The following is a 25395-nucleotide window of genomic DNA, read 5'->3' as shown; positions in this document are numbered from 1 at the left end:
GTTATGCGTTGTCCGGTTCAATTAAAGTTAAGCTACCTTGGCATAAATCCGTCAATGTGACTTTATGATCAGGCCAAGTACGTTCTATAACAGCAAGGTCAATAACGATGCTGTCACTGTAAGTTTTGTTGGTTATTTCTATATCGCTCTGTTCTAGCCAATATTCAACCTTTCCCAATAAAGGGTAGGCGATTTTTAGCTGAACGGGGCTGCGTGGGTACACATTTTCATATTCTGTTTGCGACAGGGCTTCTTGTACGGCTTGGCTATAGGCTCTGACTAAGCCGCCAGCACCGAGTTTTACACCACCAAAAAAGCGCGTCACGACGACGGTAGTTTCCCCAAAATCGGAATGTTGTAACACATTTAACATGGGTTTACCTGCCGTGCCTTTCGGCTCGCCATCATCACTTTGATCCCATAAATGCGCATTGTTTGGCATACCTGCAATAAAAGCCCAACAATGATGGTTTGCATCAGGGTAACGCTGGCGCATTTCTTCGATAAAAGCCTTTGCTGCATCACGGCCGTTAGTACGGCAAACGGTGGTGATGAACTGGCTATTTTTTATTTCTAGATCAAAGCGTTGCGTGTGTGTTGGGCTTAGGTAGTAATCCATGTAAACTTATCGAGACCTTAGCATGACTGCTGCGCGCGCCAATACAGTGTTAAAAATAGACTCAAAATGCCCATTTATAACCTATAAACTCCGCTTTTTCGTCTATTTTTGCCTCGTCTTGCCTTTGCTCGTGACGTCATGCAAATGCCTCACTTTGTTAAAAACAGACATTTAAAATAGCGAGTTTAAATTTATATGACAGATTGGCTTTCGCAATCAGTTTGGGTGTTATCGGGCTTTTGTATCGGCGCGATTCTTCTATCTGGTATTGCTGGCGGTATTGTACAGGCTATGCGCCGTCAGTGGCAGCATACACAAGAAAAAATGCAGCTACAAAATGAGGAATTACAGCGTCTTTTGGAGCAATCGAAAGATCAGATTCATTATTTGGAGAAAGAGTCGCTGACTTTGGAGCAACAATTTGCTGCTGCACAAAATGTCTGGCAAGAAAAAGAAGCGTTTTACCGTGAGCAAAAAAAGCAAAACGAAACCGAATTTAAGCAAATGGCTCACGAGATTATGAGTCAGCAGGGGCAACAATTAGCGAAAGAGAATGAACGTCAGTTAGGTTCTTTGCTAACGCCACTTGGCTCGCAGATCCAAAAGTTTCAGGAGAGCGTAGAGAAGAGCTATCAAGAAGAAGCCCGTGAACGATTTTCTTTGGTGAAAGAAATTAAAGGCTTGCAGTTACTGAATCAGAAGATCAGTGATGATGCGGTGAGCTTGACTCATGCCTTGAAAGGTCAAAACAAGCTGCAAGGTGGTTGGGGAGAAGTGATTCTGGAGCGCATTTTAGAGCGCTCAGGGCTAGAAAAGGGCCGTGAATACCAGACGCAAGCCTCTTATCAAACGGAAGAGGGCCGACGTTTGCAGCCAGACGTGGTAATTCATCTTCCTGAAGGTAAGCAGATCATTGTTGATTCTAAAATGGTGCTGATTAGTTATTTGGCTTATATGGAAGCGGAAACTGATGAAGACCGAAATAGAGCGTTAAAGCAGCATTTAGATGCAGTACGACGCCATATGAAAGAGCTAAGCGCCAAGAATTACCATGACCTGCCGGGCGTGACGTCACTGGATTTTGTGTTGTTGTTTATCCCAATTGAGGCGGCGTTTGGTTTGGCGTTACAGGGCGACAATGGGTTGTTCAGCGAAGCCTTTGAGCACAATATTATTATCGTCGGGCCGTCTAACTTGTTGGCAACCTTACGAACGATACAAAATATTTGGCGTAACGAAAAACAGAGTCAAAATGCCATTGAAATCGCTCGTCAGGCTGGTGCGATGTACGACAAGTTTTCAGGCTTTGTGCAAGATATGGATGACATAGGTAGCAAACTGGAAGCGGTGAGCCGTACTCACGATTCAGCCTTGAAGAAGTTAACCGCAGGGCGCGGCAATCTGGTTGCAAGGGCGGAGAAGTTGAAAATGATGGGGGCGAAGACGAGCAAGGCATTGCCAGTGGAGTATCTTAATGACGATACTCTCACGGACGAGCCTAGTAATTAGTCTTTTCTATTTATTCTTGAAAAGTCCAAAGCACGGTGGCTTTGTTGATATAGCTTGTTGTTTGTAGCTCCTGCAAAATTCTTGCTGTCAGTTGCGCTAGGTCGGCACCTTCTGGGGTGTTGGCCGAGTTAGCAATGATTTCTAAATCAAGTTTGTTATTTAAATAGTGGAGGCGAGAGTTAGGGATATCCACATAGCCTGAATGCTGGCGTAGTAAAAAGCCCAAATCTGCCAATATTTGATGACGTGCTGGTAATTTTAAGTGTGGCGGCTTGCCAGATTTGTGGGTAAAACTGTCTGTTTGAATGGTTTCGTCAGTATCAACGTGTACCATGACATCTTCCACTTGAGGGTGTGCTTGTTTAATGGTGTAAGCCACTAAATCTCCAAGATAATGACCTTCGCTAACACTGGCATGGCTTGGTACATGAATGTGCATATCTAGGTAAATCTTTCCCGCCATAGAGCGAGCTCGAACATCATGGGGCGCCATAACATGTTTTAGGCTGTTGGCAGTGTCTTTGATTTGCGCAATGAGCTTTGGATCGGGTGCTGTGTCTACCAGTTCCGCAAGGTTTTCCCACACCATACTGATGGCCATTTTGCCGATTAATAGGGCAACGACAATCGATGCGACCATATCCGCCCAGCCATACCCAAAGTAAACACCGACTAAACCAATCAAAACAGCGACAGAAGAAAGGGCATCGCTGCGGCTGTGCCATGCATTAGCGATCAACATTTTGCTGCCAATTTTGTCGCCAGCTTTTTTGGTGTAATGAAAAATGGCTTCTTTGACAGCGATGGTTGCCACTAAAGCCGCCAAACCGTACCAAGTTAACTGGGCTTGTGATTGTTCTGCGCTGAGGGCTTCGTAGCCAATGCCAAAGGCAACAACAATAAGCACCATACCAAGAAAGACGGTTGTAAGGGTTTCAAAACGAAGGTGGCCGTAAGGGTGATTTTCATCTGGTCCTTGGCGTGAGTTGGCCGATGCAAAATAGACAAAGACATCGGTAACTAAGTCGGATAATGAGTGAATACCATCAGCTATTAGGGCTTGGGATTGCGAAAAATACCCCGCTACTATTTTGGCTAAACCGAGTAGTGCGTCCCAAAAGGCTCCGACAAGGGTAACCTTTATCGCTATGTCCTGTTCTTGCTTCAGTTTTGTCATGAGGCTTTTTTGACCTGTTGTAGGGTTTGTTAATACGACGTTTGTTTAACGAGACCTTTGCACGACTGCTGTGTTCGCGAATTAGTGCAAAGGGGCCTTAACATCATTCATCTTACTTAATTTATCTTAAGTTTCTATTAACTGTTTGAGATTAAGTAGGAATTAATATTGGAGTTAATTGATATTTTTTTTGTATTTAGCTTCATTAATTGGGACAGATTATGCGTGTTTAAATTGGTGCATTTTGGATCTTTGTAGCAAGAGCGCCATGTAGTCTAGCTTACCCAATGTTCTCCCCAAGCTTATCCACGATATCTGTGGAAAAGGTTGGGGAGCTGAGAAAAGACGGGGTTCTAATTAATTTCAAACCATAAGCAATAAGAACTGAAAAACTCTCTCATGGTTAATGACATTAGGGAGAAGTTGGCGTCCATATCAGAAAGGCCGCCGCCTTGAGAGTCATTAAAAGCCGCTTCTTTTAACGCGTCATCAAATTTGATTTTGCGTAACGTTAGGTCGTCATGAAGCACGAAGCTTAATTTATCTGTCCAACGTAGACCTAGGTTTTTCACTGCCATGCCTTGTTGTAAGTGGCGTGTGACATCTTCAGATAAAGGCTCTAGAGATTTAAAGCGAATGGTGGCTTTGTCTTCAGAGGCATCTTGGATTTCACATTCGTCACCTGTTTCTAGGCTGGCAGGTACTTCATTTTTTACTAGCCAATCCGTCATCAGTGACGATGGTGAAACCTGTGCTTGCAAAGGCGTCATTGGGAAGCTGCCAAGCGTTGTTTGCAAGTGCTTAAACAGCTGTTCTGTCATGCTGGCATTAGTGCTGTTGAGAACCAGTATTTTGGCTTGTAAATCAATGTAGGCCCAGATGTCTGTGCGCTTAGAAAAGGCTTTCGGACGAAGGGTGAAAACCAATTCATCTTTCATGTCTGACTTTTCTTTACGACCGACTTTACGGCCTTCAATCAATTCGATTTCAGCCACTTTTGCTTCTAGTTCTTCGCGAACAACGGCAGACGGCAAGACTTTCTCTTCTTTTCCTGCGCGGAACAATAGACAGCGGTCACTGGCTAGACTCCATTGCTCACTGTTGCGAATTAAAGGTAACCAGCCGAAAGAGAACTCTTCCTGGGAACCACATTCTTTTAATGGGAACTCAGGGATCTTGTCGATCAGTTCATTAGTATCTAGTGATTCGGTGTCTTTTAACTGGAAAATTTGGGCGTTCTTGAACCACATAATTAGTCTCTCACGGCTTCTTTAAAGTGTTTTCGGCAAACGGACAAGTAACGGTCGTTGCCGCCTATTTCTACTTGTGCGCCTTCTTTAACGGGTGTTCCTTGTGCATTGAGTCGAATGACCATGGTGGCCTTGCTACCACAATGACATACGGTTTTTAGTTCTATTAGCTTGTCTGACCAAGCCAGTAATGCCTTACTACCTTCAAACAGTTCGCCTTGGAAATCGGTTCGAATGCCAAAAGCCAAAACAGGAATACGTAGTTTATCAACCACCTCTGAAAGGTCGTAGACTTGTTCTTTGGTTAGAAATTGCGCTTCATCAATTAATATACAGCTTAATGCTTTTGGCTGATTGTCATCTTTAATTAATGTGATGAGGTCTGTGTTGTTATCAAACAAACTGGCTTCTGCCGATATGCCAATGCGAGAGGCAATTTGCCCTGTTTCAAATCGGTCGTCTATCGATGCTGTAAGGAGTAAAACCCGCATACCTCGCTCTTGGTAGTTATGAGCGGATTGTAATAGAACGGTGGATTTTCCTGCGTTCATTGCCGAGTAGTAAAAGTACAGTTTGGCCATATTAAGTCTGTTTAGTAGTTTGCTAATTAATTTGGCTGGTGAGTATAGCAAATCACTATCGTGAATGACCTTATTTTTTGGATCTTGTGTTTTTGGTTTTATCTAGGCTTTTGTTAATTTGCTGAGTTAGCCATTCAGCACGTTTTAATCCATTCATCTCGCAGAGTTTATCCAATTTGTCGATAAGGTCTTGTTCGATAATGAGCTCTAAGCGTTTTAGTCCTTGGGCTTTTTCTTTTTCTCGCTGCGCTCGTTTATTAATTTTGAGCTGGTCTTTTCGAGTAAGAGGTTGGGTGCGAGGACGGCCAGGGGCTTTGCCAAATAGGTCGATTGTATTCCGGTCGGATGACGCTTTTGCCATGGTGTAATGTTCGTATCAATGGATTAATGATTGAGGTGATGTATAAAAAAGAAGAACGAAAAACAGTAAACTACCGTTTTTCGTTCTTCTTATTTTATTTTCTAGTTTTGCGCTGTTTTGTTCTCAGCTTGTTTTTCGGCCATCTGGTTGGTGGCTATAAAGTCTAATAGAATTTCAGACGCTTCTTTTGCGTAAGTGTCTTCTTCGATAGGCTTTATATCATCAACCGATGTGAGTAGTTCGAGTCCTAGTGCTTTGCGTCGAGTATTTTCACGCTCTAGCTCGCTTTTTTTGTTGTCTTCTCTTTGTTGTATGCGTGTGCTTTCGCTCAAAGAGATGGTTTTATAGGTCTCAGCTTGCTTTTTGAACTCTTCAATTTGTCCATTGATTGCAATGAAATTAGGGTCTTTGGCCATTCTGGCCTCATGGCGTGGTTCTAAAATAGGTAAGTAAGCTGGCATATTCCAATAAATTGGGTAGCGAGTCTCGTGGATTTTATCCCAAGGTAAAGGGTTATCTAGTGCACTTTCTCCGATGGTTTTTTTATCGACCAAAGAAGGGAAGGCGATGTCTGGCATAACGCCTTTATGCTGGGTACTTTCACCAGAGACTCGATAGAATTTAGCCTGAGTCACTTTTAGTTGGCCCTTGTCCATGTCTTGTAATACTTGGACGGTGCCTTTACCAAAAGTTTGATCGCCAAGAATTAAGGCGCGTCCGTAATCTTGTAACGCGCCCGCTACGATTTCAGAAGCGGATGCGCTCATGCGGTTTACTAACACGGCCATTGGGCCGCTGTAAACAATCGCCGGATCAGAGTCGCCTAATGGTGTTACGCGTCCGCTTTGATCGCGAATTTGTACGGTTGGACCAGATGGAATAAACAATCCAGCTAGAGCATTGGCTTCTTGAAGTGAGCCACCACCGTTATTTCTTAAATCAAGAATCAGTGCTGAAATGTCTTCTTTACGAAGTTCTTCTATAAGTTTTTTTGTATCGCGAGTAGAGCTTTTATAGTTTTTGTCGCCAGCTTGGATGGCGGCAAAATCAGAATAAAAAGTTGGTAAGGTGATTACGCCAACTTTGTATTTTTGGCCATCACGCTCCACTTCAACGATTTCTTTTTTAGCCGATTGGTCTTCAAGTTTCACTTTTTTGCGCACAATGCTAATACGTTTGCTTGTCTGAGTGTCGCCTTTGCTAGGGGTTACTTCCAATACTACGGTAGTGTCTCTTTCGCCACGGATCATGTCGACAACATCGTCAAGGCGCATACCAACAACATCGATCATAGGTTTGCCTTCTTGGCCTACTGCAATAATTCGGTCGTTAGGGGCAAGCTCACTTTGAGTAGCGGCCGGGCCGCCAGGCACCAAGCGCACAACTTTTGTATAGTCGTCATCCATTTGCAAAACCGCACCAATGCCTTCTAGAGATAAACTCATATTAATATTAAAGGCTTCTGATGCACGTGGAGCAAAGTAACTGGTATGAGGGTCCAGTGCCGCGGTGATTGAGTTTGCGAAGGTTTGAAATACATCGACTGCGTTGGTTTGATCAACTCGTTTAATTTGATTTTTGTAGCTGCGCTCGAGAGTTGAGATGATTTTTTCTTCGCTTTCACCATTAAGCTTCATGGTCAGCGCGCGATTTTTAAGGCGCTTGCGCCAGTAGTCATCGAGCTCAGCTTCGGTTGTTGCCCATTTTTGGGTGTCTGGGTCTACGTTAAGCGTTTCATCAATTTCATAATTGAAAGCTTTAACCATCTCTGGCAAATGATCTTGCAGGTTTAGAAGTCGTTTTTCTAAGCGTTTAAGGTAAAGGTTGTAAATAGTGTAGGCAACGGTAGTGTCGCCGTCTCTCAATGCGTCGTCAAAGCTATCTCTATATTGCGATAGTTTGTCTATGTCGCTTTGTAGGAAAAAACTTTTGCTCGGGTCTAGGGCATCAATATAGTAATCGAAGGCTTTCTCGGAAATGGCATCATCAATGTGAGGTCTGTTATAATGAATGCCTTCAAGCATCTCAACGAGTTCTTTTGATACTTTGTCGTATTCATGAGGAGGCTGCAGCTCCTGATAAGCAGACGCGGGTGTTGAGGCAAAGGTATAGCCGGTTAAAAGGCAAAGCAAAAGGCGTTTATAGTTCATCCGGTATGGGCTCTCTCTGTCTATTTTATACGTCATTGGTAAAATCATATTAGACACTGGGCTGTAAGGCTAGCCAAAGTGTTAAAAAGTCACTTTTTTAAAGCATTCTGCTTATAGGACATTATGGAATTTTCAAATTTTAACGACTCTTTACTGTCATTTTTGCAATCTTCTCCGACCCCTTTTCATGCCACCGCTAGTATGCGCAGCGCCTTGCTAGCTGAGGGTTTTGCTGAGCTAGTAGAAGAAGATGATTGGGTGATAGAAGAGGGCGGAAAGTATTTTGTCACGCGCAATGAGTCCTCTTTAATCGCTTTTACAATGCCACAGCTTAATGTTAGCCAAAGTGGGTGGCGCATGATAGGAGGTCATACTGACAGCCCTTGTTTGAAATTGAAACCCAATGCGCAAGTTGATCGCTTTGGTTATCATCAGCTGGGTGTTGAAGTATACGGTGGTGTTTTGCTCCACACTTGGTTGGACCGAGATTTATCCATTGCGGGTCGTATCACACTGAAAACACAAGCGGGCGAGATTGTGAGTCGTTTGGTGGACTTTAAAGACCCTATTGCCGTGGTGCCTAATTTGGCCATCCATTTGAATCGCCAAGCAAATGAAGGGTTTTCAGTGAACCCTCAAGAAGAAATTTTGCCAATCTTGTGTGGTGCAGAAAATGAGTTTGATCTGCATGAGTTGTTAAAATCTCAACTTAAGAAGCAGTATGCTGATTTGACCATTGATACGGTACTGGATTTTGAGCTGAGCTTGTACGATACACAACCCGCTGCTCTCGTTGGTTTGCACAAAGAGTACATCTGTTCAGCTCGATTAGATAACTTGCTAAGTTGTTTTGTTGGCTTGCGTGCTTTGCTGGATTCCGATCAACAGCGCCCTAGCTTGCTTATCTGTACTGATCATGAAGAGATTGGTAGCTTGTCCGCTTGTGGTGCAAATGGTCCATTTTTAGAAGATGTATTGCATCGTTTAACACCAGACCCAGAGCAATATGTTCAATCAATTCAGCGCTCTATGCTGGTGTCTGCTGATAATGCTCATGCTTTGCACCCTAACTATGCTCATAAGCACGATAAGAACCATGCGCCTTCTATTAATAAAGGTGCGGTTATTAAAGTAAATGCTAATCAACGTTATGCAACCAATAGCGAAACAGCCAGTATTTATCGTGATATTGCATCCGAAGAGAATTACGAAGTTCAGTGTTTTGTTGTACGAAGTGATATGGCCTGCGGTAGTACGATAGGGCCAATTACGTCTGGCGAAATTGGTGTGCCAACGATTGATATCGGTTTGCCGACTTTTGGTATGCACTCGATTCGTGAATTAGCAGGCAGCCGAGATGCCTTTGGCTTGTATAAAGTTCTAGCTCGTTTCACCAAGCGAGAAAAGTTAATAGCCCGCTAAGTTAATCTGACTATTCGCTGGGAAATTAAAAAGCCGTAAAACAGTGTTTTACGGCTTTTTATTGGTCACTACAAAGGCTAGATTAGTTTTTAGCGACTAACCATTTGTCCAGCTCTTTGATCTTGTCTTCTGTAAGGTCACCAGTTGCTTCTAATAGGTTCAGTTTTTTCACCACGAAGTTGTATCGATACTGTTCGTAAGTGTTCTGAGCATCGAAGAGGTTAGACTGGGCATCCAATAGCTCAACAAGGTTACGTGTACCAACATCGTATCCAGCTTTTGTAGCTTCTAATGCGCTTGTGCGTGAGCGAATCAGTTGTTGCTGAGCATCTATTTGAGCTACTGCCGTTTGCAGGTCTAGATACAGGCTGCGGATGTTAAGCTCAATAGCTTGTAGCGAGCTAGCTCTTTGCTCCGTTGCTGATTCTGCTTGTGATGTTGCTTGTCTAACGGAAGCGTTAATTGCTCCACCACTGTATAGAGGGATACTAACGCCCAGTGCAACAGAAGCGTTATTTGTCACGCCATCCTGCATACTTGCTGGCGCGCCGTTGCCGTAGTCAGTGTCCTGTCTTGATAAAGAGCCTGTGATTTTTACGACCGGGGTACGGCCGCTGGCTTTTTGAATGTTTATATTGTTTTCAGCGCTCTTAACAGACAGATTTAGGATTTTTAAGTCTTTGTTGTCTATGCGTGCTTTAGCAATTAAAGAGTTCACTGTCATGTTAGGATCTAGACGAATAGGATAGTCTTTAGCCAGTTGAGGAATGACTTTAATTTCTTGTCCTGTTCTTTGATAAAGTGCTTTCTGCGCATAAGATACTTGTGAACGCGCACTTAGCTCTGTTACTCGAACAGAGTCATATTCTGCTTGGGCATCTTGTAAGTCTGTAATAGAGGCTAAGCCCACTTCGTATTGTTTTTTCGCACGATCTAGCTGACTTGCAGTACTTTTAACTAAGGCTTCTGTAGTTTGCAGCGTAGATTGTGCAATCAATAGGTTGAAGTATTCAGTTAACGTTTTAAGGGCTAGGTCTTCTTCAGCGTTGTTGTAACTAATGCCAGCACTTTCAGATTGTAGCTCTACCGCATCAACTCCATAGTTAAGAGCAGGTGAGTAAATTGGGTAATCTAAATTTAATGATAGGCTATTTGATGTGCTGTCAAAGTCAGCTGAAGGCGTATCTGTTTTATCATATCCAAGGTTACCGTTGAAGCTGATACTAGGATATAGATTACCTTTAGTAACGATTACACCTTCTTTTTGCGCTTGATAGGTCGCAGCGGCAGCTCGTAAACTTGGGTCATGTTGTTTTGCAAGTTTGTATACTTCGTAAATGCTTTCAGCATGGGCAGCTGTACTACTTAGAACGGCTGCAGCGATAAGTGATGGTATAATATGCTTTTTCATAGATCTCTGTGGGCTCGTATTATGAAATATAGTTATAATAGTACCTCAAGTTTCTTGCTTTCGGCAGTGCCTTTCTTGCTATATCTATTATGACTATTGACCATATCATAACGAAATATTTTAAATAGACTTTGAATGTGAAAAATTGATGCAAGCAAGGCTGCTTTTTAGTCTATATTTTTCACATTCTTCCGTTTTAGTTTTTTACATCTACTTTATAAGAAATCGTTTTTTTCGAATTTGCTTTTATTTCCCCTGCAATGATTACGCTATTTGCATTTATTGGAACCACGTCACTGCCTTTTAATACTTCCACAACGCCATTAGTGCTTTGTTCTATTGAATACTTCTGTGGTGTGTTTGAGTGGTTTTCAATGGTCGCTTCCCAAGCTTGAGTGCTAGGAAGTTTTTGAGAAGAGGCGCTAACCAAGGTTAAATAGCCTGTTAGGTCTTGGCTTTTATTGGTTGTAACATTCACTGAACGACCTTCACGAACGGTATCTAAGCGAACGGTATTGCCAGGAATAAGAAGGTCTCCTCTTTTCCAAAACGTCTTATATTCGCCTGGAAGTCCATTTTTCTGCAATGAAAAACTTAGGTTGTTATAGAAGTTTAAGTCGATTTTCCCCGAGTTGCTTCCATAAGTATAAAGCTTGGCTTTATGTGTTTGGCTATCAATTTTACTGTCGCTGCTTGGTAACGGAATTAAGGTGTTTGAGTATGGTGCAATTGATAATACAGCGCCACCAAGAGAGTAGCTTACTTCATTATCCTGATAGTTTACGTCTGGTCTATCGGCGCTCATTGCAAGTGAGCTACGTTCTGCTTTGAACATTTGAGGAGCAGCGCTTCGGGAATAGTGAAGTAGACTGTCTTGAATTTGAATCGTTGAGCTTGAATTGTTGTGGATAAGCGCTTGCTGGGAAACAGAAACCTTATCGTTATCGAATATCAAGCTCAGTTGTGGGGTCCACGAAAGCTCATTAGTTTGATAGCTAACCTTGTAAGGTGCGGCTTTATTGGTGTCTGCTTGATCTTCAGGCTTTGCGTTTGCAGTATTTGAATTTTCTAGCGGAATTAAGTAGAAATCATCCATTGGTAATGTCATCGAGAATTCTTTGCTACTTAGCACAAAAGAACGAGTGTTTTGTTCGATTCTGGCGAGAGTGCCAGTATAATTTAAATCTCTTTGTTTGTGCTCTACTCTGACTTTTTTGTTTATTAAGTCAAACCAGTTGGCATTAATGTTGTTTTCTAAGTTAGTGATGGGGGCGAAATTATCTTGTAGCGGTAGCAGTGAGCCTGTGTTTGGAGTAAGACTTAATTGCTGACTAGTCTCCACGATTTGGCTGTTATCTAAACCGATTACAGCGTTTAAAGGAGTAGCAAAAGCGCTGTGAGCGGTTGCTCCTAAAAGAAGACTAAGGCAAAAATAGGCTGGTTGTTTGTTCATAACAGAATCCTTTTTTGGTTATAACAGTACGCAGGTTGTCGTGATGAATCTCCTCACATGGTAACCTATTCAATTCAAGTAAACGTCAAACAATGTAGCAAAAATAAGGGTTTGGAGTGGATAAAAAATTACTAATTATTGACGGATTGAATTTGATTCGACGACTCTATGCCGCACTCGAATCAGAGCAAGATTCCACTCGTCGCATTGAACGGACTCAAAGTATTGCTGTTGAAGCCTTAGCAAAGCTCACTGATCAATTTTCTCCCTCTTACGCTGTTGTTGTGTTTGATTCAAATGGCAAAACGTGGCGCCACCGAGTTTTTCCAGAATATAAGTTAGGTCGAGTTCCTATGGATGACACGTTACTCGACTCATTGCCTGATTTTGCAAAGGTATTTCGCTTCAATCATTTACCCTGTTTAAGGATAGATGGTTGGGAGGCTGATGATCTTATTGCGACGTTAGCGGTTAAGGCGGCGAGTAGGGATGTTAAATCTTATATTGTTTCAACAGATAAGGGTTTTACACAGTTGCTAGGGGATGATCGAATTCTTCAATATGATTATTTTGCTAAGTTGGGTTATGACAAAATATGGGTGCCAGGAAAATATGGAGTCGAGCCTGAGCAGCTGACCGATTATTGGGCTTTAGTCGGGGATACAACTAACCGAATTCCTGGTGTTAAGGGGATTGGACCGAAAACGGCGTTAAGTATTATTAGTTCGTTTCCAACAATCGAAGAGATTTATGCCAATCTACCGACTTTTTCAGAGCGTATTCAATCAATGTTGGCAGACGGGTATGAGCAGTGCTTGTTGTCTCGCTCATTGGTCGCTTTGAAAACAGATGTGGAAGTTGGCGTTCGACTTTCACAGCTTAGGTATATCAAAAGTAAAGTTGAGTGAATATCTAACTTCTAAGAAGAAAAGTTCAGTTTAACCCCTTACTCATATCCTATGAGACGCTTATAATAGCGGCATTTCAGACAACTAATAAACGAGATTTTTATGTCAGAGGTAAGAACACGTATTGCACCGTCTCCAACTGGTGATCCGCATGTAGGCACAGCTTATATTGCACTATTTAACATGGCTTTCGCACGTAAAATGGGCGGCAAGTTTATTTTACGTATTGAAGACACTGACCAAACTCGTAGTACGCCAGAATCTGAAAAAATGATTTTAGATGCGCTACGCTGGTTAGGTCTAGATTGGGCAGAAGGTCCAGATGTTGGTGGTGAATATGGTCCATACCGCCAAAGTGAAAGAGGCGATATTTACGGCCAATATGCTCAAGAATTGATTGATAAAGGGCATGCCTTTTATGCGTTCGAAACCACTGAAGAGTTGGATCAAATGCGTAATGAGCAAAAAGAGCAAGGCTTGCCACAAAAGTATGATGGTCGCGCTCTTAACCTGACAGCAGAAGAAGTACAGGCAAAGTTAGATGCCGGTGTTCCTTATGTTATTCGCATGAAAATTCCTGAAGAGGGCACATGTGTTGTTCAGGATATGCTTAGAGGCACAATCGAAATCGATTGGTCTCAAGTAGATATGCAAGTATTGTTAAAAGCAGATGGTATGCCTACTTACCATTTGGCCAATGTGGTTGATGATCATCTAATGAAAATTACCCATGTTATTCGCGGTGAAGAATGGATTAACTCTGCGCCTAAGCATATTTTGTTGTATCAATACTTTGGCTGGGACATGCCGACTTTATGTCATATGCCTTTGCTGCGTAATCCTGATAAGTCTAAATTATCAAAACGTAAAAACCCAACGAGTATTTTATATTATCAACGTATGGGTTATATGTCAGAAGCGGTAATCAACTACTTGGGTCGCATGGGCTGGTCCATGCCCGATGAGCGTGAAAAGTTCTCGTTAGACGAAATGATTGAGCATTTTGATATTCAGCGTGTTTCTTTGGGTGGCCCAGTTTTTGATGTTGAAAAATTGAGCTGGCTAAATGGCATGTGGATTCGTGAGAATTTGACCGCGGAAACCTTTGCACAAAAATACGTTGAATGGGCACTTAACCCTGAATATTTGATGAAGATTTTACCGCTGGTTATTCCTCGCGTTGAAACCTTTTCAGATGTGGCTGATGTGGCAGGTTTTTTCTTAAAAGGCATGTTGCCAATTACTAAGGAAGATTTCTCTTCTATTAAAATGGAAGAAGACACACTTCGTAAGGCAATGCAGTTCGCATTATGGCGTTTAGAAGCATTGAGTAAGTGGGAAAAAGACGAAATCTTTAATGAAATGAAAACATTAGCTCAAGCAATGGAAGTGAAGCCAAAAGACTTTTTTGCACCATTATTTGTTGCTATTTCTGGAACGACAGCGTCTGTCTCTGTTTTTGATTCAATGGCGATTCTAGGGTCTGATATTTCTCGAGCTCGTATGCGCACGGCCGTGAATGTATTAGGTGGCCCTTCTAAGAAAGAAGCGAAACGCTGGGAAAAAGAATACGCTGATCTATAAGGGCAGTATATTTTTTTGCTAATTAATAAAGTGGCAAAAAATGATCCAAAAAAAACCGACTATCAAAGTCGGTTTTTTATGTCGGGCGTTTTCTTGTTTAGATTAACGAGTAGTGAACATGCTCGTTTTGTTATCTAAGCTACTAACCTGACTGTGAATGTCGCGGGTATTGCCTTCAATGCTATTAATATAGCTATTATCGCTTTGAAGTTGCTGTGCAATTTTGTCCATCTCTTCACTCATGTGTACAGCCGTTTTCGCCACTTCTTGAATAGAGCGCGCCATATCAATAGAAGATGCCGAACTTGTCTGGGCATTCCGTTCAATTTCACGAATTGCCAATTCTGCTTTCTCACTGAACTCTTCAATCGAATGCAAGCTTTCTTGGCCACTGTGCATAGTCTCGATTGCCGTTTGTGTAGAAGACTGAATCGTACTAACGATATCGGTGATTTTAGCCGTTGCATCGACTGTTTTTTCGGCAAGTGAACGAACTTCATCGGCAACAACCGAGAAGCCACGACCAGCTTCACCAGCACGCGCTGCTTCAATCGCGGCATTTAGTGCAAGAAGGTTAGTCTGGTTTGCTAGGTCATTGATCATACCGATAACGTTATCTATATCTTTAGACAATTGGCCGAGCTCGTTAAGTTGCTCACTTGTTTTGTTAACCACACTAATTGTGCTTGAAAGGTTTGATAGAGCACCTTTAATGGTTTCTGCACCAACTTTAGCTGACTCATAAGTATGTTGAGATTGGCTACTTAGGTCCTCCGTTGTGCTGGAGATACTAGAAATAGTAGTAGAGATTTCCTCTGTAGCGGCCGCTAGAGAGTTTGTTTGCTCACTTACTGAGCGGTTGCTCTGTGCAATGTTAGTTACAGACGTATTTAGTTCAGTAACCATGTTGTTAACGCCTTGGGTAGTGTCTACAACATCACCAATAACTGACCCCAAACCTGTCGTCATTTCGTTTACAGAGCTACATAAAGAGTCGAATTCATCGTTACGCTTTTTGTTTACATGTAAGCGAGCGGTCAGGTCACCACTTTTCACTTTACCTAGGTCTTTAATGATTTGGTTTAGGGTGCTTTTTACACTACTACCAATGCCCATCATCATTAGAGCGGCAATGATAGCGACTACAATGCTTACAATGATAACGCTGATGCTAGCTTGTTGTGAGCTGGCCGAAGCTTGTTGGCGAGCTTCTAGTACGGCTTTTTCCATGTACTCAACGGCAGCTAGGCGTGTTTGAGCAAAGTTTGCTTTGCTTTCCAAAAACTGCGACTGCAAGCTTTTTAGTTGTTGGTTTTCTTTGTCGAAATTTTGAACCGCGGCGAAATACTGATTAATTACTTCACCGAAACGTTCTTCAAGGCCAAAATTGGTCACACGCTTGTAGAATTTCTCATAGCGTTCCATGAAAGCTGTTTTATTTGCAGGAACAGGTTCAAAAATGAAGTTTTTTTCAGCTTCACGAACTGGCAAGAATTCTTGTTTTACCAAGCTTAGGAAAGAAATTTCTTCTGTTACCTTTTCACCTAACTGAGATATTGTACCTTTTAAGCCAGAAGAGCCATTAAAGCCTACTTTTTGTCTTTGGTTGACGAGCAGCTTTAAAATATCACTGTAACTTGCGAGGGAAGAGGTGATGTTGCTGAGGTTTTTCTTCGCTTCTGGGTCTTGAAGAAGGTCCATGTCTTTTTCAAGAGTAACCATGAAATTTTCGTGGTTAGTGTTTAGTTGCTCTAGAAAACTTTCGTAAGAGCTATTATCAATACCAGATAGGGTCTCGTATTCTTCCATTAAGGTAATGACTAATGAGGCAAGATCTTTATCTACTGTGGTCAGACGATCAAATTTTGAAGATGAGGTTTCTTGAACATTCAATCCTTGTAAAGCAACAGCAGTTACAACAACGAATCCAAGAATAGCCGCAATCAATAATGAGAGTAACTTGGTACGAAAACTAAGGTTTGCCAACATATTATATCCTGCATTTTTTATTATAGATTGAACAAATAGACATTTGGTGAGTGTCATTGGCACTTCAACATTCACAGGTTTGTCTATTAAAGCATTACAAATGTTTACCTAATCATTCTATTTCTACTATGGCCTTATTTGCAATTAATTGACATAAAAATATGAATTTATCTTGTATAAAAGTGTTGTGTTTTGTTTATTTTCTGCATTTCAAAGTGCGTATCAATTAAAAATCATGGGGGCTGAGCCACACTTTGATTTTTTGATTGCCAAGATAGTAGATTTTGCCTGGGTAGCGGGCAATCCCACTAGAACTGAATTCAAATTTGTACGTTCTTTTGATTTTGATTGTTCCATGATGCCAAGTGGGTTTCCACTCATCACCGCCAACACTGTCTTCCAGTAGTTGCAAGTTTAGCGATTCGCAGTGTTTTTTTGCACTTATTAGAGCCTGCTCTCGTATGGATGTATTTCTCCACCAAGCGTAAATTACGGCAGAAATTAACAGCAGGATAACAATGTCTGAAAGTTGTAAGTTCATGAGTGCCAACTAAATTTTAATGAAGTTTTAACATCATAACGAATAGTGGCTAGAAGAAAATAGTTTATGGGAAGAAATACGTGGCTACCTCCAAGCAGGAGAGAAAGGAGAGGTAGCCACGGGGCTTCACGCTATATAGAGCAAGTCGTAAAATTATCTCATTGAGTAAAACAAAATTTGGGCATTCGGGGCAGCGAATGTGTGGGTAAACCAAATTTTAGTCGTTAGTTTTAATCAAATGGCCAGTCAGGCGATAATTTAGGCGGCTTCTACTGCTCTCTCAGCGTAAAGTTGGATAACCCACTGCTCAATGCGTTGATCAGTGAGTTCAAACTGTTGATCTTCATCGATTGCCAAGCCGACGAAGGATTCTTTGTTTTCAATGCAGGCCCTAGAGGCTTCAAATTCATAGCCTTCTGTGGACCATTGACCAATAAAGTTGGTGTTGGTTGGTAAAAGTTTTTCATACAGCCAACCTACCGCGTCGATAAAGTAGTCGCCATAGCCGAACTGGTCGCCTAGTCCGTATAGAGCAATAACAGTATCTTCAAGATCGAGTGTGGCCAAACTGTCTCCAATATCTTCCCAGTCGGATTGAATACCGCCAAAATCCCAAGTCGGTATGCCTAAAATAAGCATGGGATACTGCTCTAGTTGGCTAAGCTCAATATCCTTGATGTTGAATATATCTACTTGTTCACCAAGCTCTTCCCATTGTTTGGCAATCTTGTGCCCAACTTCTTCTGTATTATTTGTATCTGTGCCGTAAATAAGGGCAATTGTTGATTGAGCCATGTTATGCCTTAACTTTTTAACATTTAGTGGATTTGTCCATACTGGTGACTACTGACACCAAAGTGTTGAACAAATGCGGCTTCGAACTGATCTTCAGAAAAACCGCTTTGAGCAACAATATGTGACTTAGCGCTAGGATCTTGTCTTAGTTGAGCTGCCGCAGATTTAATTCGGCTGCGAGTGCAGTAATGCTCAATGGATTGCTCAACGATAAGGTGAAAGCCAATGGCGAGAGCTTCGGTATTCAGTCCAACCTGTTGAGCTAGACGCTTGATATTTAATGTTTCGTGCTCCGGTGTTTCTATTAGGTTTTGTGCGTGGAAAAGTTTGCTCTGGCAATCTTCGCATTGTGATAAATGACTAAGCATTTGTAATTGTTCGATTAGTGTAAATATGACCGAATAAAGGTGTCCAGCAAGGCTGATGGAATGACCTTTGTGCGCCAGTATTAACGCCATCGCTGATAGGGTTCTTTCTGTGACAGGAAGTTGGATGATTCCATTCTCATTACCCAATTTATCTCGCATAGTCCTAAAATGTTGAATAATTTGATCTTCCGTTTCGCCAAGTACGGCGGCCAGGTGTGCGGGGCTAATACGAGCTTGGATTAGGCTATGTTCATCACCTTGTTTCATTAGTAGATTGCCGCTTACGTTTTGTGGGCTATAAGATATTTGTACAGAGTTTATGTCTTTTGCTGTTTTTATTGGCCCTGTCCCTAAGAAAGAAAAGTAGATCCCAGGTTTTGCGTCTTCATAGATTGAAATGTCGTCATTGCTAAACAAATGTTGGTTAAGCAATTCTAGGTTTGGGAGTAAGGCGAGCAGTTTTTTATGGCCAGACAGGTGAGCGGCTAATTCTTCTTTAATATTTCCTGCTGTGTCATACACATCACGCATATTTAATTGCATCGTATGTCGCCTTCATTTTGATAATGGTTATCATTAAAGTTGTTTTTGCGCTTTGATGCAAGTGATTCTCATTAATTTTTTTATATGAGAATCACTTTTTTGATATTTTTATCTGATGTGTTGTCGGAAGGGGTTAATCTAGATAGTCGGTTCTATTAAGTCCGTACTTTTGCATCTTTTGATTTAGTGTTCGTCGTGGTAGCTGAAGTTGCTCTAGGACAAGCTGGATGTTGCCTTTTTGTTGTCGAATACTGGCTTCAATTAAACTGCGTTCAAACTCTTGCACCTTAACGCTAAGAGGAAGTGGTGTGATGGTATCTATGTCATCTTGAGCTTGGTAGCCAGCTAAGATTTTTGCAACGCTCGTATTGGGTTCGAGAGCATAACGTAGTGCGACGTTTCTAAGTTCGCGAACATTACCAGGCCAGCCATATAGCGTCAGTGTCTCATGGTCAATAGGGCTAAGCTGTCTTAAATCACCACCTCGTTCTTTAACTGCGATACGGCAGAAATGTTCAAAGAGTAGTGGAATGTCAGAACTTCTGTTACGCAAATCTGGGAGATGTATTTGCGAGACATTCAGCCGGAAGAATAAGTCTTGTCTGAAGTTTTCGAGAGTTTGTAGATCACTTTTTGCAGCGGCTACTACCCTTAAATCTAATTGAATCGTATTGTTGCTACCAACGCGTTCAAGTTGGTTTTCCTGTAATACACGCAGTAGTTTTATTTGCATCGCCAGAGGCATGCTTTCTATTTCATCGAGAAATAAGGTTCCGCCACTGGCGTGTTCGAGCTTACCAATTCTTTGTTTGTTAGCGCTAGTGAACGCGCCAGCTTCGTGACCGAACAGCTCACTTTCAAAAAGTTCAGCAGGAATAGCGGCACAGTTTATAGCAACAAAGGGACTGGAGCCTCTAGGGCTACAGTCATGTAGTGCCTTTGCGACTAATTCTTTGCCGCAGCCTGTTTTTCCATACACGATGACATGAGTGTCCATGCTTGCAAAGGTTCGAATCTGCTGTCTGACACGGACGATTTGTTCATTTTTACCAATAATGGTTTCTTCTAGCCCATGTAAGTCACCAAGGTACTGAGATTGATTGGCATGCTGGAGTTGAACCGCTCTTAGTTGAATGGCTTTTTCGACCGTTTGCAGTAATCTGTTTGGATCGAAGGGCTTTTCGAGAAAATCAAACGCGCCATCGCGTAAAGCATTGACGGCGGTGTCGACATCTCCATGTCCCGTTATCAGAATAAATGGCAGTTCATGTTCTTTTGATAGACAGTCGCTCATTAGCGTTAAACCATCGATTGGCGTCATACGGATATCACTGACAATAATGCAAGGCAATCCAACGCTAAACTGATCTATCAGCTCCTGAGCTTCTTGAAATTCTCTCACTTCATAGTTTGATAATCGTAACCATTGGGCCGTGGTCGAACGAACAATATCGTCGTCGTCAAGAAGCCAAATTTCAATGTGATTGCTGGTATTACTGTTTTCCATATTAGGCCTTTAACAGTGTTAAGCTGAATACGAGTCTTGAGTCATGGTCATGACTTGCTTTTAGAACGCCATTCATGTCTTTTGCTAGGTTTGCACTAATCGCAAGACCCAGTCCTAAGCCTTTTCCGATCGGTTTTGTTGTGAAAAAAGGTTCAAATATGTGTGTCAGCTGAGCGCTTTCTATACCTGGACCATTGTCTTGGTAGTTTATGGTTATTTTATCGCCATGTGTTTCTAAGAATATTGTAATGTTTGGTGTGATTTTTAGTTCGGCACAAGCTTGAATTGAGTTACTGATCAAATTAGAAAATATGCGCTCTAACCGAGTTGGTTCAGCAATGACAGTGTCTAAATCATTAAATTCAATTTCCCACTGAACGTTTGCGATGTCCTCTCCAAGGCTTTCAATAGCTCGCTCTACGGAGCTCTTTATCGAGGTGGAGGCAAGCTGTTCTGGTCTTCGGTAGGCAAGTACCTTTAGCTCACTGGTCAGTTTTTGCATTCTTACAACAAGAGACTCTAGGTCGATGAGCGTTTTTAATGCTTGCTCTGAGTCCTGACGTTTAAGTAACAGCTCTGCGGTGTAGGCTAATGTTCTTATACCGGTTAGTGGTTGATTTAACTCATGAGCAATGGCAGTGGACATTTGTCCTATGGCGGCAAGTTTTTCCGTTCTCAATAGTTCTTTTTGCGCCGCTTCTAATGCTTTCGTTCGTTCCAGTACTCGCTCTTCCAAGCGGGTGTTTGCCTCTAGTAAGTTTAGCTCTGCCTTTTTTCGTTTACTAATATCGAGTAACGTCACTAGGTAACCTTGTGAATCACTCCATTTTAAAGAAGAGACTGAAAGTAGTGCTGGAAAAACTTGGCCGTTCTCTTTTTGCAGGACAACTTCTTGTTCTAGTAAATTCTCTTCGGATGGATTCCCCGAAACTTCTTGTGTTTGTAGGGATTTAATAAAAGCCAATGCGATTTGGTTCTCTGGGCTATCAGGTAAGTATTCATATAAATAATGGCTGTTAAGTTTGGTTCTATCTCCGAAATAGCGTTGCCCCATTGGGTTGACGAAGGATATTTCACCGCGTTTTGTTAACTGCATCAACCCTACGTGAGTATTTTCAATCAGGACTCTCTGGCGCTGAGCACTATTAGCAATGAGGATTTCGTTCTCTAGTTTTGAGGCTATTTTCAAAGAACGTTCTCGTCGATAGAGCCAGAAAAGAAAAATCAGAGCAAAAATCCCAAGGCTAATGAAAGCGATATTTTGGGCTTTTTTATGGATGCCTTTTAAATTTGATAAGTAATGAATTTGCCATTGTAGATCATCTAAAGTGACATTTTGCAAAAGGTAGTTTTCATCGTTCAGGTGGTAAACTTTGGAGCGGGTATTATTGAGAAACTGCACATCTTTTGGGTCATCAAGCCAATTACTCACTAATAGTCGATTTAATTTACTGGCTAAAAATATAAGGCTGTTCTGATCTGTCATGACCACCAGATCATCGAGAAGATTCCATCGTTCAATCAAATCACTGACGTTAATTCGTACAGCAACAGCACCCGCTAAGCCAGCTTTTGTATACACAGGAGCCAGTACTAGGTGGGCTGACTTGTATTGCTTTGGATTGTAGCCAGAGACAAGGATGTATTCTCCTTGTTGTTCTCTAAGCACATTGCTCAAGTCTTGTTTGCTGAAGTAGTCGTCTAAATCGAAATTAGGTGATTGCTCACTGGATACTAAAAGCTCTCCTTGTGCCGACAAAATGAACCAGTCCTGCGTTTTAGATACATGTGTCAGATCTTCTAGTTGTCGCTGTAATCGCGCTGTTAACACTGGATCTTTAGGGTTGTTCATAAAAGCCAGTAAGCTAGGGTTATCAGCAAGCGCATAGGGAAGAATGTGGTAGTTTTTTAATTCGCTGCGTAACTCAATTACGTAATCGAGTAGTTTGTCTTGGCCTTCTGAATGCTTATCTATAATCAGCGCCTGATAGGCAATAGTATTCACGCCAAAGAATAATAGAGTCAGTACGGAGCATCCGAAGGTAATAAAAAAAAGACGATGTTTACGGAATTGTGAAATCAAAGAGAGTCTCGCTAGCCTTTAATATATTTACCAGCTCTTAATCGGTTTAGATTAAATTCAAGCTGCGTAACAAAGTAACGCCAATACTGGTAGTAATCAAGGATGCGATGGTTGTTATAACGATGATGTTTGCCGCCAACGTAGAGTTGCCATTCATCGCCCTGACCATAATATAGCTTGCTGAAGCGGTTGGAGCTGAGGACATTAGGAATAATACGCCGAGTTCCATGCCGCGGTAGCCTAATAAATAGCCACCAAATGTCAGTATGAAAGGGATGAAAATAAGCTTACCAATGGATGCTAATATCGCACCTAGCATACCCTTCTTCAAAGACTTAAAGTTGAGTGATGCACCTGCACACAGCAATGCTAACGGTAGTGTCATTTGTGCAAAATAATCACCTGCTTTATAAAGCGTTGTAGGAAGTGATAGTCCCGTTAGTGTTGTAATAAAGGCTGCTAAGATGGCAATAATTAGAGGGTTTTTTGCTATGCCCTTTAGAATGCCTATCAAGCTTGCATTTGTTCCCAGTGCTCGACTAAGCCCAATGACAGAGAGGATGTTGAATAATATCGTGACGCCGCCTAGGTACACTGACGCTACAGAAAAAACATCATTTCCATAGGCATTTACGCAATAGGCCAAACCAATAATGCCCATATTTGAGCGGAAAGCGCCTTGAACCAAAACGGCGCGTTGTGCTTTATCCGACTCCCAAATAGACAATACTAGTTCTAGTGCAATATAAGTCACTGTGACCGCTATCATTGCATATAACACTAATGATAAATCGGTGTTTGATGAAATATCGCTTTTGGAAATGCTAATGAAGAGTAGAGCAGGAAGTGTAACGTTGAACACCAATTTGGATGCAACATCAATGAAGTTGTCATTGATGATTCGTATTCGGTATAGAATTACTCCTAATGCCAATATCAAAAATATTGGCATTGTTATAGAGAAAGAAAATACCAGTACATCCAAAAAATTGTTCAACGCCATTCCTTAGAGAAAGGTTTTACTGATCGTTGTTTTCGAAGCGATAGCCTGCGCCATAAACAGAATGGATAACGTTTAATTCAGGTGCCACAGCAGAGATTTTTTTACGCAATTTTTTGATATGGCTGTCAATAGTACGATCACTCACTACGCGGCTGTCAGCATAGATGCTTTTCATGATAAGGTCTCGGCCGAAAACGCGACCAGGTTCCTTGATAAGCAACTGAAGTAATTGGAACTCAACGGTTGTTAAGTCGATTAAATCGCCTTTGTAAGTCGCGCGCAGACGATCTACATCTAGGTCGAAGCCGTCTGTTCTTGGCGATTCTGCTTGATCTAGCTCCACACGGCGTAGGTTGGCTTTTACACGAGCAACAATCTCACGTGGGCTAAATGGTTTACATACATAGTCGTCTGCGCCCATTTCCAAACCAATCAAGCGATCGATTTCTTCGGCTTTTGCCGTCACCATGATGATGGGTACGCCGCTGAATTGACGAACTTGTTTACAGATTTCTACACCGTCTAAACCGGGTAGCATTAGATCTAACAGAACGATATCAACTTGGTTGTTTTTGATATAGTTAACAGCAATGTCACCACGGTCAAGGTGATGCGGTTCATAGCCTGCTTGTTCTAAGTAAGCTGTCATGAGTTCTGCTAGTTTTGGTTCGTCTTCAATAATCAGTACTTTGCTCATAATATTATTCTTTCCTGTTCGTTTAACGAGAGTAGTTTAAAGGGAATTCTACTTTTATTCCTAAGCCACCATCTGGGGAGTGATAAGCACTGATTGTGCCTTGATGTCCATCCACAATACTTGCGCAAATAGCAAGACCTAAACCTCGCCCGCCAGTTGCACGGTTTCTTGAATTTTCAACACGGAAGAACTGCTCAAAAATTCTGTTTTTATCATCATCGCTAACACCTGGGGCTGTGTCCTCAAAAAGAATAATAGCCTTTTTGTTCTTTTTGGAGAGCTTAACCGTCAGTTTCCCTGGTGCATTTGTGTATTTTAGCGAGTTATTCATCAGATTCGAAAAGAGTTGATGTAATCGATCTGAATCACCATTCATAACAATAGGGTTTTTCTGAGAATATTCAAACCCTAATTCTAAACCGCCTTCATTAAAAGGAAGCGTCATAGATTGAACAGTCTGTTCAATAATCTCATTTAGAGAAATATCTTCCATTTCATAACTCAAGTTACCCATATCATGCATTGATAATTGGTTTAAGTCATCAATTAGGCGTGCAATATGAAGGGTTTCTTGATGCAAGGAGGAGAGGCTTTCAGGCGTCATTTTAATAATGCCATCCTGCATTGCTTCTATTTCTCCTCTAAGAATAGCGACGGGTGTTCTTAACTCATGAGCCGTATCTGCAACCCAGCGTTTACGTGCTTCTCGTGTGTGCTCTAGAGTGCAAGCTAAGTTATTAAAGTCACAGCTAAGGCTGGCTAATTCATCGCCACCTTTTACCGATATGCGAGTTTCATATTTTCCTGCTGCCAGTTTCTTCGTGGCTTTTTGCATGGAAATGATAGGGCGACTTAGCCATTGAGCAAGCGGCCATGTTAATAGTGCTGCTATTGCCAACATGAAGGCGGATATGAGCAAAAACGCTTCGCCTTGTTGGCGAACAAATCGTAATGTTTGGTCTTGTACTAGCTCTCGTATAGAGCGTAAGCCAACGTAGCCGACAACTTTTTTATTTACAGTGACAGCGTGGGTCTCTGCGTCGGCAAAGCTCGTTTTACCTATTATTGGGTTTTCTTTGGCGTCAAATAATAGAAAACGTTGGCGGTAATACTGGGAGGGATAAATTAAATCTAAGTTAGGTGTGCTAGGTGGTGGAACCAAGTCGCGTAGGTTATCCACTTTCGCTTTATGCCACTCTTTTTCCATTCGGCTTTCTTGGACTAAAAAATACCAATCATCATAGTAAATGTAGAGGTTAGCTGTTCTGTTCGCCATTTGCTCTAGAAAATCGCGATCACGTTCCGTAGCGTAGGATACAAAGCCTCTATCAAAACTCCATTGAAATACTTGCCACATAGAAACAATGAGTAAAATATTACTTAAAACAAAAACTGCAAAAAGTTTATGTCGAATTTTTAACCCTTTGGTCATTGGCATAGCGAA

General features: G+C 41.8%; 22 protein-coding genes. 5 read left to right on the top strand and 17 right to left on the bottom strand.

From position 1 onward, the window contains the following. Position 1 precedes the first annotated feature (1 nt). A complete protein-coding gene (locus AC2A4J_RS12360; protein WP_484176216.1) occupies positions 2-619 on the bottom strand; it encodes a YigZ family protein in 618 nt (205 codons plus the stop codon). A gap of 195 nt (positions 620-814) precedes the next feature. Here AC2A4J_RS12360 and AC2A4J_RS12355 point away from each other — a divergent pair, with 195 nt between their 5' ends. Then, positions 815-2128, top strand: coding sequence for a DNA recombination protein RmuC (locus AC2A4J_RS12355; RefSeq protein WP_255828559.1), 1314 nt, complete (start codon positions 815-817; stop codon positions 2126-2128). 10 nt (positions 2129-2138) lie between these two features. Here the strand turns inward: AC2A4J_RS12355 and AC2A4J_RS12350 are convergent, their stop codons facing one another. The 5 genes from AC2A4J_RS12350 to AC2A4J_RS12330 form a co-directional block, all read right to left on the bottom strand. Beyond that, positions 2139-3305 carry a cation diffusion facilitator family transporter gene (locus AC2A4J_RS12350; protein ID WP_484176215.1) on the bottom strand — a complete coding sequence of 389 codons (1167 nt, stop codon included), beginning with the start codon at positions 3303-3305 and terminating at the stop codon, positions 2139-2141. 353 nt (positions 3306-3658) lie between these two features. Further along, complete coding sequence (locus AC2A4J_RS12345) at positions 3659-4555, bottom strand: recombination-associated protein RdgC (protein WP_255828561.1); 897 nt, start codon at positions 4553-4555, stop codon at positions 3659-3661. Positions 4556-4557: 2 nt separating this feature from the next. Beyond that, on the bottom strand, positions 4558-5136 hold the full coding sequence (locus AC2A4J_RS12340; protein WP_484176214.1) for a thymidine kinase: 579 nt from the start codon (positions 5134-5136) through the stop codon (positions 4558-4560). 70 nt (positions 5137-5206) lie between these two features. After that, entirely contained in the window at positions 5207-5497 is a 291-nt protein-coding gene (gene ybfE / locus AC2A4J_RS12335) for a LexA regulated protein (RefSeq protein ID WP_255828563.1), read from the bottom strand. A gap of 101 nt (positions 5498-5598) precedes the next feature. Next, positions 5599-7647, bottom strand: a complete 2049-nt coding sequence (locus AC2A4J_RS12330) for a carboxy terminal-processing peptidase (RefSeq protein ID WP_255828564.1) — start codon at positions 7645-7647, stop codon at positions 5599-5601. 123 nt (positions 7648-7770) lie between these two features. Here AC2A4J_RS12330 and AC2A4J_RS12325 point away from each other — a divergent pair, with 123 nt between their 5' ends. Then, positions 7771-9069: a M18 family aminopeptidase gene (locus tag AC2A4J_RS12325; RefSeq protein ID WP_484176213.1), complete on the top strand. Its 1299-nt coding sequence runs from the start codon at positions 7771-7773 to the stop codon at positions 9067-9069. Between the two features lie 82 nt (positions 9070-9151). Here the strand turns inward: AC2A4J_RS12325 and AC2A4J_RS12320 are convergent, their stop codons facing one another. Both AC2A4J_RS12320 and AC2A4J_RS12315 read right to left on the bottom strand, forming a co-directional pair. Further along, on the bottom strand, positions 9152-10480 hold the full coding sequence (locus AC2A4J_RS12320) for a TolC family outer membrane protein (protein WP_255828566.1): 1329 nt from the start codon (positions 10478-10480) through the stop codon (positions 9152-9154). 196 nt (positions 10481-10676) lie between these two features. After that, positions 10677-11933, bottom strand: a complete 1257-nt coding sequence (locus tag AC2A4J_RS12315; protein ID WP_484176212.1) for a hypothetical protein — start codon at positions 11931-11933, stop codon at positions 10677-10679. Positions 11934-12049: 116 nt separating this feature from the next. Between AC2A4J_RS12315 and xni the strand changes: the two genes are divergently transcribed. Both xni and gltX read left to right on the top strand, forming a co-directional pair. Next, positions 12050-12841, top strand: a complete 792-nt coding sequence (xni, locus tag AC2A4J_RS12310; protein WP_484176211.1) for a flap endonuclease Xni — start codon at positions 12050-12052, stop codon at positions 12839-12841. Between the two features lie 102 nt (positions 12842-12943). Beyond that, positions 12944-14425: a glutamate--tRNA ligase gene (gene gltX, locus AC2A4J_RS12305; protein ID WP_484176210.1), complete on the top strand. Its 1482-nt coding sequence runs from the start codon at positions 12944-12946 to the stop codon at positions 14423-14425. A gap of 102 nt (positions 14426-14527) precedes the next feature. Here gltX and AC2A4J_RS12300 read toward each other — a convergent pair whose 3' ends face one another. From AC2A4J_RS12300 to AC2A4J_RS12270, 7 genes are all read right to left on the bottom strand, one after another. Next, positions 14528-16414 carry a methyl-accepting chemotaxis protein gene (locus AC2A4J_RS12300; protein ID WP_484176209.1) on the bottom strand — a complete coding sequence of 629 codons (1887 nt, stop codon included), beginning with the start codon at positions 16412-16414 and terminating at the stop codon, positions 14528-14530. 226 nt (positions 16415-16640) lie between these two features. Continuing rightward, positions 16641-16955 (bottom strand): DUF3301 domain-containing protein, encoded by a 315-nt coding sequence (locus AC2A4J_RS12295; protein WP_255828571.1) that lies wholly within the window; start codon positions 16953-16955, stop codon positions 16641-16643. 258 nt (positions 16956-17213) lie between these two features. Beyond that, entirely contained in the window at positions 17214-17750 is a 537-nt protein-coding gene (locus AC2A4J_RS12290; RefSeq protein ID WP_255828572.1) for a flavodoxin, read from the bottom strand. A gap of 23 nt (positions 17751-17773) precedes the next feature. Further along, entirely contained in the window at positions 17774-18661 is an 888-nt protein-coding gene (locus AC2A4J_RS12285) for a helix-turn-helix transcriptional regulator (protein WP_255828573.1), read from the bottom strand. Between the two features lie 133 nt (positions 18662-18794). Further along, on the bottom strand, positions 18795-20168 hold the full coding sequence (locus AC2A4J_RS12280) for a sigma-54-dependent transcriptional regulator (RefSeq protein ID WP_255828574.1): 1374 nt from the start codon (positions 20166-20168) through the stop codon (positions 18795-18797). Position 20169: 1 nt separating this feature from the next. Beyond that, positions 20170-22251 (bottom strand): PAS domain-containing sensor histidine kinase, encoded by a 2082-nt coding sequence (locus AC2A4J_RS12275; RefSeq protein ID WP_484176208.1) that lies wholly within the window; start codon positions 22249-22251, stop codon positions 20170-20172. A gap of 46 nt (positions 22252-22297) precedes the next feature. Further along, entirely contained in the window at positions 22298-23149 is an 852-nt protein-coding gene (locus tag AC2A4J_RS12270) for an AEC family transporter (RefSeq protein ID WP_484176288.1), read from the bottom strand. Between AC2A4J_RS12270 and AC2A4J_RS12265 the strand changes: the two genes are divergently transcribed. Then, positions 23079-23261, top strand: coding sequence for a hypothetical protein (locus tag AC2A4J_RS12265; RefSeq protein ID WP_255828578.1), 183 nt, complete (start codon positions 23079-23081; stop codon positions 23259-23261). The genes AC2A4J_RS12270 and AC2A4J_RS12265 overlap by 71 nt on opposite strands. Before the next feature lie 9 nt (positions 23262-23270). Here the strand turns inward: AC2A4J_RS12265 and AC2A4J_RS12260 are convergent, their stop codons facing one another. Beyond that, positions 23271-23951, bottom strand: coding sequence for a response regulator (locus tag AC2A4J_RS12260; RefSeq protein WP_255828579.1), 681 nt, complete (start codon positions 23949-23951; stop codon positions 23271-23273). Positions 23952-23973: 22 nt separating this feature from the next. Next, positions 23974-25389, bottom strand: coding sequence for an ATP-binding protein (locus tag AC2A4J_RS12255; protein WP_255828580.1), 1416 nt, complete (start codon positions 25387-25389; stop codon positions 23974-23976). Positions 25390-25395 lie beyond the last annotated feature (6 nt).

The sequence above is a fragment of the Marinomonas sp. ATLA20 genome (genome assembly GCF_057180105.1).
The sequence above is the reverse complement of the archived record's forward strand: the minus strand, read 5'-3'. Positions and strand labels throughout refer to the sequence as shown.

Excerpts from the sequence above, each read along its gene's own strand:
- AC2A4J_RS12300 (WP_484176209.1), bottom strand. The coding sequence starts at position 16,414 with ATGTTGGCAAACCTTAGTTTTCGTACCAAGTTACTCTCATTATTGATT.
- AC2A4J_RS12265 (WP_255828578.1), top strand. The coding sequence starts at position 23,079 with ATGAAGAGTAGAGCAGGAAGTGTAACGTTGAACACCAATTTGGATGCA.
- AC2A4J_RS12255 (WP_255828580.1), bottom strand. The coding sequence starts at position 25,389 with ATGCCAATGACCAAAGGGTTAAAAATTCGACATAAACTTTTTGCAGTT.
- gltX (WP_484176210.1), top strand. The coding sequence starts at position 12,944 with ATGTCAGAGGTAAGAACACGTATTGCACCGTCTCCAACTGGTGATCCG.
- AC2A4J_RS12290 (WP_255828572.1), bottom strand. The coding sequence starts at position 17,750 with ATGGCTCAATCAACAATTGCCCTTATTTACGGCACAGATACAAATAAT.
- AC2A4J_RS12285 (WP_255828573.1), bottom strand. The coding sequence starts at position 18,661 with ATGCAATTAAATATGCGTGATGTGTATGACACAGCAGGAAATATTAAA.
- ybfE (WP_255828563.1), bottom strand. The coding sequence starts at position 5,497 with ATGGCAAAAGCGTCATCCGACCGGAATACAATCGACCTATTTGGCAAA.
- AC2A4J_RS12315 (WP_484176212.1), bottom strand. The coding sequence starts at position 11,933 with ATGAACAAACAACCAGCCTATTTTTGCCTTAGTCTTCTTTTAGGAGCA.
- AC2A4J_RS12325 (WP_484176213.1), top strand. The coding sequence starts at position 7,771 with ATGGAATTTTCAAATTTTAACGACTCTTTACTGTCATTTTTGCAATCT.
- AC2A4J_RS12340 (WP_484176214.1), bottom strand. The coding sequence starts at position 5,136 with ATGGCCAAACTGTACTTTTACTACTCGGCAATGAACGCAGGAAAATCC.
- AC2A4J_RS12295 (WP_255828571.1), bottom strand. The coding sequence starts at position 16,955 with ATGAACTTACAACTTTCAGACATTGTTATCCTGCTGTTAATTTCTGCC.
- AC2A4J_RS12320 (WP_255828566.1), bottom strand. The coding sequence starts at position 10,480 with ATGAAAAAGCATATTATACCATCACTTATCGCTGCAGCCGTTCTAAGT.
- AC2A4J_RS12345 (WP_255828561.1), bottom strand. The coding sequence starts at position 4,555 with ATGTGGTTCAAGAACGCCCAAATTTTCCAGTTAAAAGACACCGAATCA.
- AC2A4J_RS12350 (WP_484176215.1), bottom strand. The coding sequence starts at position 3,305 with ATGACAAAACTGAAGCAAGAACAGGACATAGCGATAAAGGTTACCCTT.
- AC2A4J_RS12355 (WP_255828559.1), top strand. The coding sequence starts at position 815 with ATGACAGATTGGCTTTCGCAATCAGTTTGGGTGTTATCGGGCTTTTGT.
- AC2A4J_RS12330 (WP_255828564.1), bottom strand. The coding sequence starts at position 7,647 with ATGAACTATAAACGCCTTTTGCTTTGCCTTTTAACCGGCTATACCTTT.
- AC2A4J_RS12280 (WP_255828574.1), bottom strand. The coding sequence starts at position 20,168 with ATGGAAAACAGTAATACCAGCAATCACATTGAAATTTGGCTTCTTGAC.
- AC2A4J_RS12260 (WP_255828579.1), bottom strand. The coding sequence starts at position 23,951 with ATGAGCAAAGTACTGATTATTGAAGACGAACCAAAACTAGCAGAACTC.
- AC2A4J_RS12360 (WP_484176216.1), bottom strand. The coding sequence starts at position 619 with ATGGATTACTACCTAAGCCCAACACACACGCAACGCTTTGATCTAGAA.